The organism is Micromonospora sp. D93 (assembly GCF_018070365.1).
GTDB lineage: Bacteria > Actinomycetota > Actinomycetes > Mycobacteriales > Micromonosporaceae > Micromonospora > Micromonospora ureilytica.
In genome coordinates, this window is record NZ_JAGPXW010000015.1 from 1 (window position 1) to 16,617 (window position 16,617).

Consider the following 16,617-nt stretch of genomic DNA (forward strand, 5'->3'; position numbering starts at 1 on the left):
TACGCTGGGGCACGCGGCCACCGCCAGATCCGAAAGTTTGTCCACAACAGACAGACGATCACGCGGTGGCCGCACCTCGTCCACCCGGCCCCACCAGCAACATCTCAAACGGCGGCTGCCGTACTAGCTGCGTTGTTGGGTGAGCAGCGACTGATTTGCAGGCTGCTCGCAACGACCATGGCGGGGCCGGACCGCCGACCAGGGTGCGAACCCACCCCGGTGTATGGAGTGGGAGGCTCGACATCATTCGCTGCGACGGGATGTCTTGCCTCGATCGCCGCCGGCGAGACGCTTGGCGAGCTGCTCGATGGCGGTCGGGTCAGTCGCATTCCCGCTGGCGGCGGCACAGGCGGCCCGGATGTGTGTGGCGGCGCCGACCACGGGGCGGGGCGGCCGGGTGTGCAGGGTAAACGCGGCGGTCTCCCGGTTGCCGATGACCAGCCGCGCGGCTGCCTGGTAGGCGTCCAGATGGCTCAGATCGTGTTCGGACAGTTCGGGGAACATGTGCCGGGCCATCTGGTGCGCATCCTCGGGCGCCACGTTAAAGGTGATCTTGTTGCGGGCGTTCGCGCTCAACGCGAGCTGGGTGGGTCGTGGCAATTGAGCGAGGTCCTGGTGGGCCAGCACCAGGCTCAGGCGGTAGCCGCGCGCTTCGGCAAGCATGTCGTCCACCGAGCCGGGCAGATTCAGAAAGTTGTCGCGAGACCCCGCACGGAGATCGCCGACAGGTTCCGTTTCGGCAGCTCAACAGTCTGTTGGCTGGCGTTGGGTAGAAACCTCGCCAACGGAGTGCGTCCGGCTATCGCCGTGGGAAATCGGCTCGGGCCCCGGGGCGTCTCTGCCGCGACAATGTCCTCGGCATGGCGAGACGTCCAGCCCAGCGGCCGGGGTCCCCCGGATCTTGGTCATTCACGTACCGTGGTCCTACCTCGCCGTGGCGGGGGCATCACGGAAAAGCGTTGACCGAGCAGAAAGCCGGGGGCGAATGCAGCAGGGCAGCAGGCATGAGCGCCTCAAACTGGCGAGTCTGGACTTCCTGGGCGACGATTCCGTCTTACGCGAGCAGGCCGATCGTGCGCTGCGCGAGGCGGGACGGGAATTGCGACCCGAGGAGTGCTCCGGGGCGGACCACTCCGGCTCCGTCCGCGTCATGGTCGACACCCAGCGAGAGGTCTCAGCTGTCACGATCGCTCACGACTGGCGCAGCCGGCTCGGCCCCAGCGGGTTCGCCGATGCGCTCTTCGAGGCGTACGCCGCCGCCGTGCAGGCTGCCCTCGAACTGGCGGCTCTCCTTCGTCTGCAGGCGGAGGAGAGTGGCCCTGCATCGCGGGAGCGGGAACCACTGGGCAGGAGCCCCGAGCAGGACGTCGACGAGCACACCTGGCTGCGCGGCACCTGGCGAACGCTGTCCGCCCTCGACGCAGAGCTCGACGCTGCGACTCGCTTGCCCAGGCGGACGGACGAGTCGAGCATGTCGAGCCCGAACGGCTGTCTGACGTTGCACATCAGCGGAGGCGGCATCACCGGTATCACCGGCGACGTCAGGCGGATCGCACGGGCAGACGCGGGTCAGCTGCAGTTCGAAGCCGGTTCCCTCTTCCGCGCGTTCGAGCTGCCCACCGCCGGACGGACTGGATCGTGAGGTAGTGAGATGGCTGACCTGAACGTCATCACCGATTCGCTACGTGATGAGGGTGGTAAGTGGCTGTCACTGTCGGACCGGGTCGCCGCCATCAAGGTGGCTGCGGAGCAGCTCCACCTCGACCCGTCGGCTTTCTTCATCGGTGACGCGAACGTCCTCATCCACTCGCTGGCATACAACGACTTCCACACCTTCATGGTCGCCGTTCTGAATGGGGCGGTGACCGAATTCGAACAGGTGGGCAAGGCCCTGCGGCACATCGCCGACGAGTACGACCGGGCCGACGAGGTCGTCTCACTCGACCTCAACAAGATCTACAAGGCCTAGCGACCCACCGCGCGACGTTCGGAGAGGGCACGGAGCACCCCATGGAGCCAGGCACCACTGATCTCGAGTACGGGGAACCGTTCAACAAGGCGTTCGACCACATCCGCGCCGGCATCGACACGGCCATCGCCACGTTCAACGAGATCGTCGAGCAGGTACAGCAGTGGAAGTGGCTCCTCGGACCCGCAGCACTCCTGTGGATCAAGCACAGCCTGGACAGCACCAAAACGGCACTGAACGCCGTCCTCGACCGCGTCGAGCAGGCCTTGGAGCATCAACTGCCGGTGCTCTCGCTGATCGAGGTCAGCTTCCGCTGGGTCAACGACGTCAAGACCCCGGTCTCCGACCTTTCCTCCGCCACCACCGACCCCGCGAACGAGAACCTGCCCAAGTGGACCGGCGACGCCGCGAGTGCCTACAACGCCAAGGCACTGAAGCAGAAGGCCGCGGTCGACGAGTCCGTCGTCAAGTCGGAGTTCATCAGCCAGTGGCTGTTCACGATCGCCAAGGCGAACGTCGACTACGCCGTCGAACTCGCGAAGATCGTCACGGGGCTGGTCGGCAAACTGGCGCAGGCCGCGTCCGAAGGGGCAACCGTCATCGACCTACCCTGGGCCATCTCCACCCTCGCCGAGTCGGTCGGAGACCTGGTCACCGCCGGCCTGGACGTTCTGCTCACCATCGGCCAACGCTTCATCGACGCGCTGGGCAACATCCGCGACATCGCCACGCAGGTCGGCGACCACTCGAAGCTACCCGGTGGGCGGTGGCCCGAGGCCGTCCGCGGATGACAGACCGGGGGCATCACACCGTGGGTACGGCCGCCTGGGTGGCCTTGAGCAACGTCAGCGCCTTCGATGCGAGCGTTTCAGTCGCGGCATACGAAGCACCACCGACGGCCAACCAGACCTTCACCACCAGGTTGCCCGTGCGCGCCCGGACCATGTACTCGGCGTACTTGAAGCCGGGCTCGGAGCGCCTGGTGAAGGCTTCGGCCTCGTCGCCCACACCGGTGATGACGCCGGCTGGAGTCATCACCGTCACCTGCGCCGTGGCCCGGTAGAGCAGCCGAGCCTCCTGCTCGCTGGCTGGAGTGGCCGCCTCCACCCGCAGGTTCGCCTGATGCCCGTCCTTCGTCCGCATCTCGAACAGACACGACGCACCCGGCTGCCCCAGCGGTGGCTTCGGATCGGTGCGGGCCACCGTCAGGGACAGCTCCGCCAACGGCCGAAGATCAGTACGCTTGCACAGCTCCAGATCTTGAGCGCGATAGGTGGGGCCGACTGAGGCGGTGGGCGGGGTGGAGGCGACGCTGCTCGTGGCCGGCCCGGCGGTCGGCGCACTCACTGGAGCCGAGGCACCGTCACAGGCGGCAGCGGCGAGCGCCGCAACGAGCGCCACGACAAGTCGAGTAACACCGGCCGACGCAGACACGTCTCGAACATACCGGCTGCGGAGCTGGCAGACTGCCCGAGCGACGAGCCACTATGGTGCCGGGTATGACCGCCGCAGAGACCCCGGAGCAGATCGCCCGGACCCGGATGGTCACCGCCCGGGCGGTCCTGCAGGGCCAAGCCGACCTTCGCACGTACCCCTATCGTCTCTTGGCCGTCGTCTCCCATCACGGCGTCAGCGGCGACAAGGTCAGCGAGGCGGTTGCTGCCGCCGAGGTCCTCGGCCAGTTCGGCTGGGACCTCGTCAACATCTCGGAATTCGCCTCCAACAAGATCGTCTACGCCTTCCTGCGACGACGGTGACGATGACTCCCGGACCCTGCTGACCTGACGCGGCTGAGCAGGTGACCGCCATCGGACCGTAGCGTTCCGTGGATCTGCTGATCGCACTACTGGCCTGTCGAGCCGCCCAGCGATCTACAGGAGGTTCAACGCTCACCCGGAGCGAGGCCCGCAGGGGTGGATGCGGTGGAACGGGCCTTCGACAGGCCAGAACTGATGGCTGTCCTTGCCCGCAGGTCGCGTTGGACGCCTGCGATCGGCCCTACGGGCCCCTCCACGTCCCGTTGACCGAGCAGTCGGGAGCCTCGACAGTTGGCGCGCGGTCAGTTGAACACCGGAAGGGCTACGACGGCGGCATGGGTCGAGGTTGCTCCGGCGTGCCGGACGGATCAGAGGAAGTCCCGCCAGAACGCCACCGTCGCCTTCGGGTCCCAGCGCTGATCTGTCCTGTCCACACCCGGCCCGCCGAACTCCTGATGGATGTAGTCGACCAGGTCCATGCCGTAGTAGATGACGTCGGTCTGGACGATCGAGAGGACTGGGTGCCCGACGGTTCCACGCCCGGCGGGCAGGAACCGATGTCCGTAGACGGGTACCAGCCGTGGCGCCTGCGCAAGCTTGCGCCGCGCGGTCTCCAACGCCTCATCGCGGCCTGCCGGCCGATCGCCCCAGGTGTCGTGCCATACCGTGTTGTGTTCCACGTCGAAGAGCACCCCTTCCACGGGCCACTCCAAGCGCTCACGAATGGCACCGGGGTCACCGCTGCGCCAGTCCGGCCAGGGCCTCTCCCACGCATAGGACACGCCCTCCTCCGGCTCGAACGGGACGTTCAGCGGCAGCCCCGCCGCAAGGAACGCCCGATGGTCATCGGCGAACTCAAAGCCGTACGTCCTCTCAATGCGATCGAACTCCTCATCCGTCAGGCCCGGCGCGATCTCACAACACCCGCTCTGCGCGAGTCGACGCGCCGCCTCCGTGCCCAGTCGAACACCATCACCGTTGATCACGCCGGCACGATAGTCCTTCGGGCCGGCCAGGATGAACCGATATCGTGCTGCCGTGACCGGCTCTGCAGAGCGTCCGCTGCTCTTCCTCGATGTTGACGGACCCCTCATTCCGTTCGGTGGGACACCGCAGCAATACGCAACTTGCGAGACGGGCACTGAACCACGAGAGACCAGCTCGAATCCGCTTCTGGGCAGGATCAATCCCGAACACGGACCCCGGTTGACGGCGCTACGGTGCGATCTGGTCTGGGCCACGACCTGGATGGACGACGCAAACGAGACCATCGCGCCACGGATCGGTCTGCCGCAGCTGGCGGTGGTGATCTGGCCGGAGCCGACCGACACCGACGAGCGGGACGAGCGGAACGGGCTGCACTGGAAAACCCGCGCCCTCGTTGATTGGGCCGCAGGCCGCCCCTTCGCCTGGGTCGACGACGAAATCACGAACACCGACCGAGCCTGGGTGTCAGCACATCACGCAGGACACGCCCTGCTTCGTCGCGTCGATCCCCGTCAGGGTCTCACTGATGCTGACTACGCCGCACTCATGGACTGGCTACACAGGATTCACGACACACCGCCGCGTGGCGCGGCCTGAACCCCCAGCCAGAGTCGGGTGCCGCGACACGCCGACGACTCAAAGTCGAGAGACTCACTAGGCTCACCCAGATACCGGGCCGGCCGCCGCTGGTCCGACAGGAGCCCAAGATCATACGGTTAGTCGTGGTCCGGCTGCTGCGCCGTCCGTCCAGCTGAAGGCTGAGGCTTACCTCTGCGGACGGGCGTTGATCTGCTCTGCGGGTGGGAGCCGCCGAACGGGGTCGTCACCGATGGAGTAGGCCTCCAGGCAACACATATAGCCCTCACCGTCGACGAGCAGCACGATGCCGGCGTAGAACTCGTCGTCGCTGATATCAGCCGACACTGGTGCACCGGACAACACCGGAGCCGGCGCCGCGGCGCGGTCCACGGCAAGGCTGACGGTCACGCAGCCGCACCCACACCGCCCCTCGACTGTGGCGAACGGCAACTGCGCCCGTAACTCGTCGCGCCCGGGGAACGGCACGGACAGCAGCCGCGCGATGACGTCCCGCTCGACGTCGCTGAGCGGGCGAGGCGTGTCGTCGCCGGTCATACCGCCGCCTGATGGGGCAGGCCGGCATGGAACCGCAGCAGCCGGACCTTGTCCTCATCGAGGATCGGGCGAGCACGCTCGATCAGCTTGTCGAGTTCGGCGGCACGATCGTCCGATGGCCCGTGATAGGTCGTGGCCGCCTGCCGATTGAGCCACACGCTGATGTCCGCCCGCGCACCGACGCGCAACCGGTCGTCGGGATCATCGATCAGCCGTAGGTTGGTGGCCAGCCGCTGCCATGCGTTGGCCAAGGTCAGTAGCCGGTAGCCCGCGAACCGGACATGCGGCGCGTTGCCCGGCCCGAGTAGGGCCTCAAGCATCTCCGGGTCCAGGACGCCGAAATCGTGTCGCAGGGCCGCGACCACCTGGCGGGTCACCGCGCCAGACCCGTCGCGCAGCAGTGGCACCAGTTCGGCCGATCGGGTCACGCCGAGGCGACGCAATGCGCGGACCGCTTCGACCCGACCACGGGCACGTGGATGCGCCAGCCACGGTCGAACCAGGCCGGCATCCTCGACGCCACCGGTCTCGCCCAGCCCGGCGATCACCCCCGGTAGCGGCGGCTCCCGTCGAGCAAGCAGGCGATAGAACTTTGCCGGATTCGCGCCGCTGCGGCGGAGCCCGGTCTGAGCGATCGCCCGCACCAGCGGATGCCGATCAGGCAACGCCGCCTCAGCGGCACCCAGATCACCGACCGCAGTCACGGCCTGCAGCGCCTCAGCCCGAACCAGCGCAGTACGACTGACCAGCAACCCCCGCAGCTGAGCCGGGTCCGGCGCGGCCTGAACGGCACCTTGGGCGCACAGGGACCGGATCGGCAGGTCATCGTCCTCCATCGCGGCTGTGATCAACCGGCTCACACTCAACAGACCACCGGCCGTCGCGGCCTGGTACGCCGCCCGCCGGGTCCGACGATCCCGCGCCGCCAGCAACGGCTCCAAGTCTTCCAATGGCAGGTCCCGCAGGACACCTTCGACGCGCTCGGCCAGCCAGGCGCCCTGACCTCGACCGCGCAGGGCGAACGCCATCTCCGTGAGCTGGGTCAACGACCCCCGCGATGACGACAGCCAACGATCCACCGCCGCCCTTGCCCGCTGGCGCACCTCGGCCACATGGTCGGCGGTCCGAAGCGCTAGCACCGCCAGCGCAGCCGGGTGCGCGTGATCAGCCAGGTGAACAACTGCCGCTTCGCGGATCCGCCCGTCACGGTGACAGCCGGCCACGACCAGGCGCAGTACCTCCACCTCACCGTCAGCCAGCTCCGCCGCGAGGCTCCGCGACCAGCGCGGCGCCGACCACCACCGCTCCCGCAGCGCCTCATCCACCGCCAACCACCACCGCGCCTCAGCGGAACCAAGCGCATCCGCAGCCGCGGCCCGCAGGCCCGGGTCACCGTCGCGGGCCACCGTCAGCAACACGGCAGAGAACTCTGCGGGGCTGACGCTTCGATCGGCACCGCCAGCCCGCGCCCACTCGATGGCCGGCAGCTCAGGCAGATAGTCACGTTCAGGCGACTCGCTCGAGCTGGCAGACATAGCTCGCAGCCACCGCCGAAGCACTGTGCCCAGCGACATCGCGCCCACCGACGCCCCCGTTCCCACCGCGAGATCACCATCAGCGCAGCCATTCTGTCGCCCACGACCCGACCGAGCGAGCGCTTTCACCCGCAGCCCCACGGCGACTCCGGAGCGGCTGGCAACCAACCGTCAGAAATGGCCCGAACCAAATAAATGATCTTCGCGGTACGGAGAAGGCAGGCAGCCCGCCGCCGTTGGGCCGAGACTCGCCGTCGTTGGGTGACGGCCCTCCGCCGTTGGGCTCACCTGGAGGGCGCATCGGTATCCCTGTTCTCCGAATGGGTCTGCCGCGACCTTTGTCGGGCTGACTCACGCAGGTCAATCTGATGTCGGCCCGAACGATGGCGTTGGCTGAGTCGGCGTTATCGTGCAGCGCATGGCCGATCCCGGTTGGCTCGACGACACCCGGACCTCCTATGACACGGTGGCTGTCAGCTACGCCGACATGCTGCGCGACGATCTCGCCGACGAACCGTTCCAGCGCGGCATCCTTGCGCTCTTCGCCGAGCTGGTGCGGGCCCAAGGGAACGGGGCGGTCGCCGACGTCGGCTGCGGCCCGGGCCGGCTCACCGCGTACCTGCACCGTCTCGGCCTGGACGCGTTCGGTGTCGACCTGTCACCCGCGATGATCGAGATTGCCCGGCGGGACCATCCCGGCCTGCGTTTCGAGGTCGGCTCGATGACTCGTCTCGACCTGCCCGACGACTGTCTGATCGGCCTGCTTGCCTGGTTCTCCCTGATCCACGTTCCCGACGACGAGGTACCCGCGGTCCTCGCCGAGTTCCGCCGGGTGCTGCGGCCCGGCGGCGTCGTGCTGCTCGGGTTCCACGCCGGCGACGGCAGTCGACTGAAGACGGAGGGCTACGGCGGTCACCCGATGCGCGTCTACGTGCACCGCCGCCCGACGGACCGGGTAGCGGCCTGGCTGGACGCCGCCGGCTTGACCGTCGAGGCCGAGATGACGCATCGGCCAGCCCCGAATATCGAGGGCGGGTTCGTCTTCGCCCACCGCTGAGAATTTGCCGAGACCACCCGGAACCGCGGTCTCAGGCGGCCCGGGCGGCTCGTCTGCCTACCCTGGCGAGGGCTTGTGCGGTCCGACTTGGACGCGCACCCGGGTCGCGATGGCGATCCTGCGGCACGCGGACTTCTCGATCACGATGGAGATCTACAGCCAGGTCTCGTCCAAGACGACCCGGGAGGCTCGGCGGAGGCTCGGCGAAAGCCTCGATCAATGAGCCGTTGCTGTACTTCGCTGCTGTACAAGATCAGAAATGGCCACCCGGAAGAATCCGGATGGCCTCTGACCTACGTCGGGACGGCCGGATTCGAACCGACGACCCCTTGTTACCGACAGTAGCCGAATGAAGCTTGTCCTTGCCTGCCAAAAGTGGTTGCTGAGCTGCAGAGACACCACCATGCGCTCATCGCTCCTTGTCACCCTTCGTCAACGGTTGGGCGGGATTTTCGGGGGGTAAACGGGGGTCCCTCACAGACCCCGCCAGGTCTGATCGCCCCCGGCTGGCCCTGCCACCGTGCTGCCGCCCGCCTCACGGCATGCGTACTGGCCGAACCTGTGGCAGCCCTTCCTCAGCCAGTACAACCGTCACCAAAACCTCACCCGACGGCGGCCTCTCGATGCTGTCCCGCAACGACCGGTGCACGAGGCACTCGCACGACGGACGCAAGGGATCCGGACACCGGGCAAGAGCAGGCTTCAACCGTTGAACCCCGTCAACGGCGACCGGCCACGACCAGTCCATGTCCCACGGCTCCTCCCCGGGCTGGTGGAAACAATCATGATCGAAGTGCACGAGGAGGCCGGACTCACACAAGGGACAAGCGGACAGACTGCTCCAGCGGTAGTTGACCTGGTGCCCAGGAGTACCGTGGGGCACGCCCCAACTGCCGATACGAACAACGGTGCCGTGGTTCGCCCGGCAGGCGATACAGATGCGCATGGTTAACTCTCCCCCGCCGTCTGGCGACATCCACCGTAGAGATCGACGCAATCACGGCCACCGTCCAGCAGCAACGCACAACGCGTCAAGGGACCGTCGTGGAGCCATAGTTTGCCGGCCGACATCAACTGCCCGAATCCAGAAGCCTGGATCAGGCTCCGCAGTTGCTTGTGCTGGCGGGCGGTGAGCCCGCCGTGCTCGGCCAGCCAGGTCAGCAGCGCCGACGTGATCCCATCTCGGGCGAGTTGTTCCGGCCGGCCGGCAAGATACTGGTCGGCGACCGCCCGGTCCGATGTGACTTTGAAAAGGGCAAGCGTCGCACCTTGCGTCGGGTACTGCCGCAGCAGCGCTGCCGCGGCTCCCGCTGTGGGGTCACGACGGCCGCCGGCCCCGGCAAGGCGGGGAACAGCGAAGGCTGGCCTTCTCGGAGGCCGCTCCAAAGGGCCGGGTGGACTCGCCCAGTATTGGGCGCTCAACACACCGTCCAGTCCTCGACGGCCAGGACCAGTTCTTCAACGCGGGCGGCCGAGATGCTGTGCTGGTCGGCGATATTTGCCAGCACGGCTTCTTCGCTGACGTCGACGTCGTCTTCGGTTGCCTGGTTGAACTCGGCGTTGAGCACATAGGCCTGCTCCGTCGGCACCTGGCACTTGTCAGGCTGCGTCAGCTTGTCGCGGACGACGGCCTGATGGAGCCGGTAGCCCTGCCAGGAAGCAGGGTCTCCATCGGCGGCGTCCGTCCAGCGCCCCTCGGGCGCCCATTCGAACACCACGTAGCTGGGCACCACCTCACGTCGGTCATACGTGATCACGATCGACAGCGCCTGCCACCCCTGCCCTCGATGGCTCTCCACGATGCGCGTCGCCACGTCGACGACCTGCTGACTGTCGACGGGAAAGACGCGTAGTTCAACCCGCAGGGCTAGACGGCGAGCGCCGGATCCAGAGCTGACGTCCCGACGCTCGAAGGCGTCGTAGGCAGGTAGGCGTTTTCCGGGCGTCGGTAGGCGAGTCGGCTGTGCGGGGGGCGTGGCAGGTTGGCTAGGTAGAGCGGTGGTGCGAGCCGGCTCAGGTGTTCGGGTAGTTGGTGACGGCGTCGGTCCGGCGGCAGAGACGGTCGGAGCGGATTGAGAAGGTGGCGCCTCGCCGATGATCAAACCGACAGTGACAAGAGCTCCTACACCGATGCAACACATGAAGAGCCCACCGACGACTGCCACTGACAGGACGATTCCCACCCGCACGTCCGACCGGCCACCCGCCCGAAGTTGAGCAGCCGGGGCCATAGGCTGCACCGAAGGGCGCCCTGCAGAAGGCGACGCGTCGGTCCCGGCCGGCTGCTGAGCGGATGGCTCCGACGAATCGGGTGTCTGCTGCACGGCTTCTCCAGTGAGAGGGCGTACGACAATTGTCGTGACCGCCGCGGCCACTTACGCTCGGCCGAACAGTGAAACCGACAGCCCGGACGAACGACTCACTGGTCGTCGTACGGCTACTGCTGCGGCCCGCGCGGGACAACGCTGGCAGATCGACGACGATGCTCTACAGCTCGAAAAAATACTTACCGCTCGGTCAGACCGGGTAGCAGCTCTGCACCCATGGGAGCGGAAGGAGTCTGACACCGCCCCTGAGAGGGGCCACAGGCTTTGGCTCGAAGCTCTCGCCCTGACGGTCCTCGCCGTGGCCGAGCAGCTTCAAGGCATTCACGAGCAGCTCAAGACGCGCAGCTCGGTGGATTGACCGCCCGCCCACACCGCTTACGCCCCTCGATCGAGCTCTCCCGGTTACCGAGGGCGCCACCGCTATGGTGGCGCCCTCGGCGCACCCTGGCAGTCGTTCCGATAGTCAGCGCCCTGGCGATCAGCGATACAGCTTGCCGGGACAGCGCTCGGCAACGTATCCAATATCGCTTCCCTCGGTGACCATCGTCCCGCCACCCGCCAGCGGCACCCCCACGTACCAGGCCCAGCAGTTGGAATCTCCCGCCCTCCGCAAATCGCGAGCCTTGTAGTCAACCTCGGTGCCGAAGACCTTGCAGAACGCCGCCTGTTGCTCCTGCAGATAGACCTCGACGCACTCCCGGCCGACGCGCTCAAGCGTCTTCAGGTCGTTGCTACCAGCGACCAACTCGACGTTCGCTTGCCCACCCTTGTTCTGCTTGTTGACCTCATTGCCGCGCACCATCGACTTGCTGAAATGGAGCTCAGGAGGCGCAGGCGCAGCCGTGGCTAGAGCCGACGGAGTTGCCGGTATGCTGGCCGACGGCTTCACCACCTCAACGGTTGAAGGCGTGGGCCCGAGAGGCGAGCCCGAACTGTGCTCGGCCTGGTCGCCGCAAGCACTCAACCCGGACACCAACATCGGAAAGATGAACGCCGCGAGCAGCAGCCGGGATGAGGATCGTCGCATGCGACGTATCCTGCCACCACCGCAGACAGCCGAGTAGGTGGCAGTCAAGTGGAGTTTGTCGAAGGGCGTACCATTCGGAGTCCCGCCCCAGTTGATAAATCGGCAGCGATGGCACCGCAAGGATCAACCGGCTTCCTGATCCGTCGAGCTGCGGGGAAGCCTAGTCTCAGTAAGCCTGCGTCTGAGCAGACGGAAGAGTTTGCCGGTGTGCACTGTAGAGAGCCCCGTGACGGCACCAACTGCCGCTGCTCGTGCAGCGCGGTGCATCGGCTGCTCAACGCCGGCGGCCGGGCCTTCGTCGATCATCGCCTGCTGGTGTCGTCCCTCGACCCGGTGCGGCCGACCATCTCGCAGCGTCGCTCAACACATCCGGCTACACGGCGGGTACGTGTTGGTGGGGCGAGTTGAGCGCGGTAGCGGGTTCGCGGAGCAGCCTTATGCCGGGCATATGACTTGATCAGTGGCTAACCGGCGAAGGGTCTTGGCGGTGAAGACCTTGCGTGACCGCCTGGCGCGCGGAACCCGTGCGCCGGACCTACCAGCACGCCCTCAGTCCCACGTGCTCGGCGATTGACCGCTCGATCACCGCTCGCTACATGCTCCAATCAGCCTGGTACTGGGCCGAGGTGCAGGGGTTCGTCGATCCAGACGACGAGATACAGACGTCATCCGCTACAGCACACCCGATCTGAACGACAGATTCTTCGACCCGTATCCGACCGCAGTACGAGATGTAATCAGTCTTTGGAGCCGAACTCCTCACGCACGGCCTCTATGAAGTCGACCTCTGCGCTCTCCTGAAGCTGCTCCGCCTGCGAAAAGTCGGGGTGCGGGGAGGCGAGGGTGACGATCCAAAGGTCTTCAGCCGTACGGCGCACCTTCTTCGTCCCGAGGAAGTGAACTAGAGTCCGAGCTTCGCCGAAGTCGCGATATGCCTGCTCTCGTGTGCCTTGCAGAGTCTCTCGCTCGGTCATCAACGCCGAATGCTTGTCTTGGGCCGCCTTATGGGCATCGAGAGCGGCGATGACCTCCTTGTTGAGCCTCACCCGTGCAGACCCACCAACCAGGATCGACTCAACTCTCGGCTCCAACTCCACGGCTCTCCGACCTGCTTGGCGTAGGTCATTATGCGCGGACGCCAGTTCCTTGTTGAGACGATCCAGCTTGTCCTTCGCGGTGGTGACGCTCCTTAGCGAAGTTCGGTAGCGGGCGTACGCCTCGCGGCGAGCGGGAAGGTCTGCCAGGCCACGCTCGTGACGACGGTTGATGTAGGCCACGAGCCATTGCCCTGCGATGCCGACAACGACGCCGGCCAAGGTGAAGATCGGCAGGAGCAGGGGGTTCGTCTCCTTGCTCGCGTTGGCTGCGAGGTGGAGGAACTGGTTCGTCATCACGATCGTCTAGCGTGCACCATGCCGGTAAAACGCGTCGTCCCGGGATCCACATGGACTCTAGGCTGCCGACTGTCGTCTGCACCGGCTACCGCACCTGTGGAGCGATTCGCCAAGGCAGCCTTGCGGCAACGAGGAGACTTGAACCCAGGAGAACCTCATGTCGAGCCTCGTTCAAGGCTTGTCATTGCTTGTCAAAACCCCTTGTTACCATCCGTAACCAAATCGAGCTTGCCATTGGTTGTCACAAATAGGCGTTGAGCTGCACAGAAACGATCAGACACTGGTCGCTTCTTGTCACGGATTGTCAACGGCAGATGGGGGTTTTCGGGGGGTAAACGGGGGCCGGCCGACATGACAGCCTGCGTCCCACCCGCCCCGCTCGACCACCATCGGGGACGTGCCGTCACCAGGAAACAGCGTGCGCCTGTCCGTCGCGACTCGCCTACTCGGGCAAGGGGTTGGTGTCGGTGGATCGCCACGGACTGATGGCCCACGTGGGATACGCCTTATCGGCGCCATCCCGCCCCAGGTGAAGATCAGCCCACCTTGACGGGTCCCGGGCCAGGCGTTCGGGACCCGTGTTTACGCACGAGCCCTCTCAGCCGGACGCGCCTCCGTGACCCGACGTGGTGCGCGCTCATGCCGATGAGCGCGCACTCGATCTTGCACACGCGATGTCCCGTCGAACCTGCCCGGGCAAGTGCCCTTCCATGGCCACAACACGGCCTACGACGAGCCGGATCTTTCACATGAGAACGCGTTTTTCCGCGGTCCAGAATGTCAACCTGATGACCTCCGAGGACGACAAAGCGGGCATGACAGCCGACGAGCGTCCTAATGATGACTTTCAAATGGGTCGAGACTATCATTGAAGCCAGCTGGCGTCGGCGAACGGTGCGCCGACTCGGCGAAGCATATCAGCCCGAGGATCAACGTGGACGCGGAACGCTGGTTGCCGCCGACGCAGGACGTCAAGAAAGGGAGTCATGTGCGGCGTTGCTGGCTGGGTTCAGTGGGCTAGTCCCACCACAAATGCAAGCGAGACCGTAATCAGCATGACGTCGACCCTGACGTGTCGGGGCCCAGATGATGTTGGAATATGGCAGCACGATGGGGTCGTTCTGGGTCATCGGCGACTGAGCATAATCGATCCCAGCGCGGGGCATCAGCCAATGATCGACAATCGAGACGACCCCAGAGCAGCCGTGGTGTTCGGGGGAGAGATATACAACTTCAGAAAGCTGCGCCACCAACTTGCTAGATCCGGAGCAACCTTTCGGACAGACTCCGATACTGAGGTCGTCCTTCGAGCGTATCTGCAATGGGGTGCTGGTTCTGTGGAGCAGCTCGAGGGGATGTTTGCGATAGCAATTTGGGATGTGTCGCAACGGCGCCTTACGCTGATCCGCGATCGTGTTGGAGTGAAACCGCTCTACTACCTCGAACATAACGGAGGCGTTCTATTCGGATCTGAGCCTAAGGCCATATTAGCGAGCCCACTAGCGCCGCCAGAGGTTGACAATGAAGGGCTCGCGGAAATTCTTGCGATGTGGCCATACAAGACACCAGGACACGCAATCTACAAGCGGCTTTGCGAAGTACGACCGGGGGAAGTGGTGTCCTTCGAATCAAATTCCAGATCAAGAAGAAAATACTGGACTCCTCCATTGCGCGAGGAGCGAGACACCATCGACATTGCCGCCGAGCGGGTACGAGCGCTGCTGACGGAGGCTGTAGCGTCGCATCTCGTGTCCGACGTTCCGCTTTGTTCGCTGCTGTCCGGAGGAATCGATTCGACCTCAATCGCGGCGCTCGCCACGCGTCAACTCATGCTAGACGGACGCGGGCCGCTGTCAACTTACTCGGTCGACTTTCTAGACGCCGGAGAGTCCTTTCGTTCGAACAAATTTCGTCCTGGCCGCGATGCTCCCTTCGTCACGACCGCATCCACCTTTCTCGGCTCCCATCACACGAACCTCTTGCTTTCCACGGAACAAATTCTCCAGACTCATCGTTGCGCATTGGAAGCGCGGGATCTCCCTGATACGGTTGACATGGATGCGTCACTTTTCCTTCTTTTTCGTAAAGTCGCAGAAAGTTTCAAAGTGGCCCTCTCCGGCGAAGGTGCAGATGAGCTGTTTGGCGGATATCCCTGGTACCGCGAGTCGGCGACTTCCCCAGTTACCACCTTTCCGTGGACCAAGTATCTCTGCCTCGATCAATCCTTGCTTTTGCCTGAAGTGCTCAAGGATCTGCGTCTCGACGAGTATCGAAACGACAGATTCAGCGACGCAATCCGTGAGGTACCTCCGAGTCCATGGGAGGATTCGGCACAACGGCAAACGCGCATTATGAACTATCTGGACTTGACACGGTTCCTGCCGGGCCAGCTTGAACGAAAGGACCGGATGAGCATGGCAAACGGAGTGGAGGCGCGGGTCCCGTTTTGCGATAGACGACTTATTGAATACGCTTGGAACCTGCCATATACGGTTAAGTTGGCCGGTGGCGCCGAAAAGGGAATATTGCGTCGAGCGATGGCAGGTGTTGTCCCCACTGGTATTCTGCGGCGACCTAAGGCGTCATATCCGACAACCTTCGATCCGGCATACGAGTCGGCGCTACGCGATCAGCTCGCAGCCGCCATGCGTAGGAGCGGCCCGTTGTCGACCTTGGTAGACCGAAGGAAAGTGCTGGATCGCTTGAATGGCGATACTCCCGAGCAAACATCCCGTCCGAGCGTCTGGATGGGGCGGCTAGTGAGCCTGGACAACTGGCTAACATTTTATAGAGTTCGACTCACAGGTTAGGCGCCGTGTTTAACGCCGGGCTGCAAGTCGTCCAGCAGTAGGGCCAATAGTCGGGCTCCATCACGCGAGAATATCGATTCAGGATGGAACTGGACCGAAACAAAGTATGGTCCCCACATTGCATATATCTCATCAGTGGCCGCATCGACGACTAGATCGATACCAGGCCTTGCGTGCGTCCCACAAGGTCATGCCTCAGAACAAAGTTGGCACCTTCTCCACCTCCTATCTCTTTCGTGACGACGCTCCGTACTATGTCCGCTACTCGTCATCGGTCGGCGAAAAATTGCGCTGGATGTGTGTTTCACGGAGGGAAGCAGCGCGATCATCTCCGATTCCGACACCTCGGTAAGCTGATCCGGGATCAGGCAAAGTATCGGAGTGGTGTCGTCTACGCAGTCGAAACCCTTCTCGGAGACCTACCTGAACGGGACAAGGCTGAAGACGGTATGCAGACTCGTTGGGATTTCGGATGTGTTGGCGAAGCGTCGAATGTTACCAGAGTAGACCTCGATCCTTGGACCGATATTCCTGCGCAAAACTAGCACTGAATCGCGCGCTATCTGGTGGCTGGCCATCTCAGCTTGAGTCGGCATGGTGCACCTCCGGCTGGCGTTCGA

The 16,617-nt window shown here is 64.6% G+C and carries 14 protein-coding genes and 2 pseudogenes; 8 read left to right on the forward strand and 8 right to left on the reverse strand.

The genetic code is table 11. The annotated features are described in order from the left end of the window. Window positions 1–243: 243 nt before the first annotated feature. Window positions 244–696, reverse strand: a pseudogene (locus tag KBX71_RS18175) (type VI secretion protein); the annotation flags it as partial. Between the two features lie 289 nt (window positions 697–985). Between KBX71_RS18175 and KBX71_RS18180 the strand changes: the two are divergent. The 3 genes from KBX71_RS18180 to KBX71_RS18190 are packed head-to-tail and all read left to right on the forward strand — an operon-like array spanning window position 986 to window position 2,760. After that, window positions 986–1,642 carry a hypothetical protein gene (locus tag KBX71_RS18180; protein ID WP_210819197.1) on the forward strand — a complete coding sequence of 219 codons (657 nt, stop codon included), beginning with the start codon at window positions 986–988 and terminating at the stop codon, window positions 1,640–1,642. 9 nt (window positions 1,643–1,651) lie between these two features. Then, on the forward strand, window positions 1,652–1,969 hold the full coding sequence (locus tag KBX71_RS18185; RefSeq protein WP_210819198.1) for a hypothetical protein: 318 nt from the start codon (window positions 1,652–1,654) through the stop codon (window positions 1,967–1,969). Window positions 1,970–2,010: 41 nt separating this feature from the next. After that, entirely contained in the window at window positions 2,011–2,760 is a 750-nt protein-coding gene (locus KBX71_RS18190; protein WP_210819199.1) for a hypothetical protein, read from the forward strand. 13 nt (window positions 2,761–2,773) lie between these two features. Here KBX71_RS18190 and KBX71_RS18195 read toward each other — a convergent pair whose 3' ends face one another. Further along, window positions 2,774–3,316, reverse strand: coding sequence for a hypothetical protein (locus KBX71_RS18195; RefSeq protein WP_247683689.1), 543 nt, complete (start codon window positions 3,314–3,316; stop codon window positions 2,774–2,776). Between the two features lie 152 nt (window positions 3,317–3,468). Between KBX71_RS18195 and KBX71_RS18200 the strand changes: the two genes are divergently transcribed. Beyond that, the gene (locus KBX71_RS18200; protein ID WP_210819200.1) at window positions 3,469–3,726 is read left to right on the forward strand and encodes a transcriptional regulator; all 258 of its coding nucleotides are present in this window, start codon (window positions 3,469–3,471) and stop codon (window positions 3,724–3,726) included. Between the two features lie 368 nt (window positions 3,727–4,094). Here the strand turns inward: KBX71_RS18200 and KBX71_RS18205 are convergent, their stop codons facing one another. Continuing rightward, the gene (locus KBX71_RS18205) at window positions 4,095–4,712 is read right to left on the reverse strand and encodes a hypothetical protein (protein WP_210819201.1); all 618 of its coding nucleotides are present in this window, start codon (window positions 4,710–4,712) and stop codon (window positions 4,095–4,097) included. Window positions 4,713–4,764: 52 nt separating this feature from the next. Between KBX71_RS18205 and KBX71_RS18210 the strand changes: the two genes are divergently transcribed. After that, window positions 4,765–5,310: an HAD domain-containing protein gene (locus tag KBX71_RS18210; protein ID WP_307847151.1), complete on the forward strand. Its 546-nt coding sequence runs from the start codon at window positions 4,765–4,767 to the stop codon at window positions 5,308–5,310. Between the two features lie 168 nt (window positions 5,311–5,478). Here the strand turns inward: KBX71_RS18210 and KBX71_RS18215 are convergent, their stop codons facing one another. Together KBX71_RS18215 and KBX71_RS33800 are read right to left on the reverse strand one after the other, a co-directional pair. Beyond that, window positions 5,479–5,847 carry a hypothetical protein gene (locus KBX71_RS18215; RefSeq protein WP_210819203.1) on the reverse strand — a complete coding sequence of 123 codons (369 nt, stop codon included), beginning with the start codon at window positions 5,845–5,847 and terminating at the stop codon, window positions 5,479–5,481. After that, entirely contained in the window at window positions 5,844–6,683 is an 840-nt protein-coding gene (locus tag KBX71_RS33800; protein WP_247683690.1) for a hypothetical protein, read from the reverse strand. The genes KBX71_RS18215 and KBX71_RS33800 overlap by 4 nt, the downstream gene beginning before the upstream one ends. Window positions 6,684–7,800: 1,117 nt before the next feature. Here KBX71_RS33800 and KBX71_RS18225 point away from each other — a divergent pair. Both KBX71_RS18225 and KBX71_RS18230 read left to right on the forward strand, forming a co-directional pair. Continuing rightward, the gene (locus KBX71_RS18225; protein WP_210819205.1) at window positions 7,801–8,439 is read left to right on the forward strand and encodes a class I SAM-dependent methyltransferase; all 639 of its coding nucleotides are present in this window, start codon (window positions 7,801–7,803) and stop codon (window positions 8,437–8,439) included. Window positions 8,440–8,520: 81 nt separating this feature from the next. Further along, a pseudogene (locus KBX71_RS18230) lies at window positions 8,521–8,662 on the forward strand (site-specific integrase); the annotation flags it as partial. A gap of 1,195 nt (window positions 8,663–9,857) precedes the next feature. Here KBX71_RS18230 and KBX71_RS18235 read toward each other — a convergent pair. From KBX71_RS18235 to KBX71_RS18245, 3 genes are all read right to left on the reverse strand, one after another. Then, on the reverse strand, window positions 9,858–10,253 hold the full coding sequence (locus KBX71_RS18235; RefSeq protein WP_210819206.1) for a hypothetical protein: 396 nt from the start codon (window positions 10,251–10,253) through the stop codon (window positions 9,858–9,860). A 991-nt stretch (window positions 10,254–11,244) separates the two neighbouring features. Continuing rightward, entirely contained in the window at window positions 11,245–11,793 is a 549-nt protein-coding gene (locus KBX71_RS18240; RefSeq protein ID WP_210819207.1) for a hypothetical protein, read from the reverse strand. 737 nt (window positions 11,794–12,530) lie between these two features. After that, window positions 12,531–13,184, reverse strand: a complete 654-nt coding sequence (locus tag KBX71_RS18245; protein WP_112584355.1) for a hypothetical protein — start codon at window positions 13,182–13,184, stop codon at window positions 12,531–12,533. A 989-nt stretch (window positions 13,185–14,173) separates the two neighbouring features. On the opposite strand from KBX71_RS18245, the gene asnB reads away from it, so the two are divergent. Further along, window positions 14,174–15,997, forward strand: coding sequence for an asparagine synthase (glutamine-hydrolyzing) (gene asnB / locus KBX71_RS18250; protein ID WP_210819208.1), 1,824 nt, complete (start codon window positions 14,174–14,176; stop codon window positions 15,995–15,997). Window positions 15,998–16,617 lie beyond the last annotated feature (620 nt).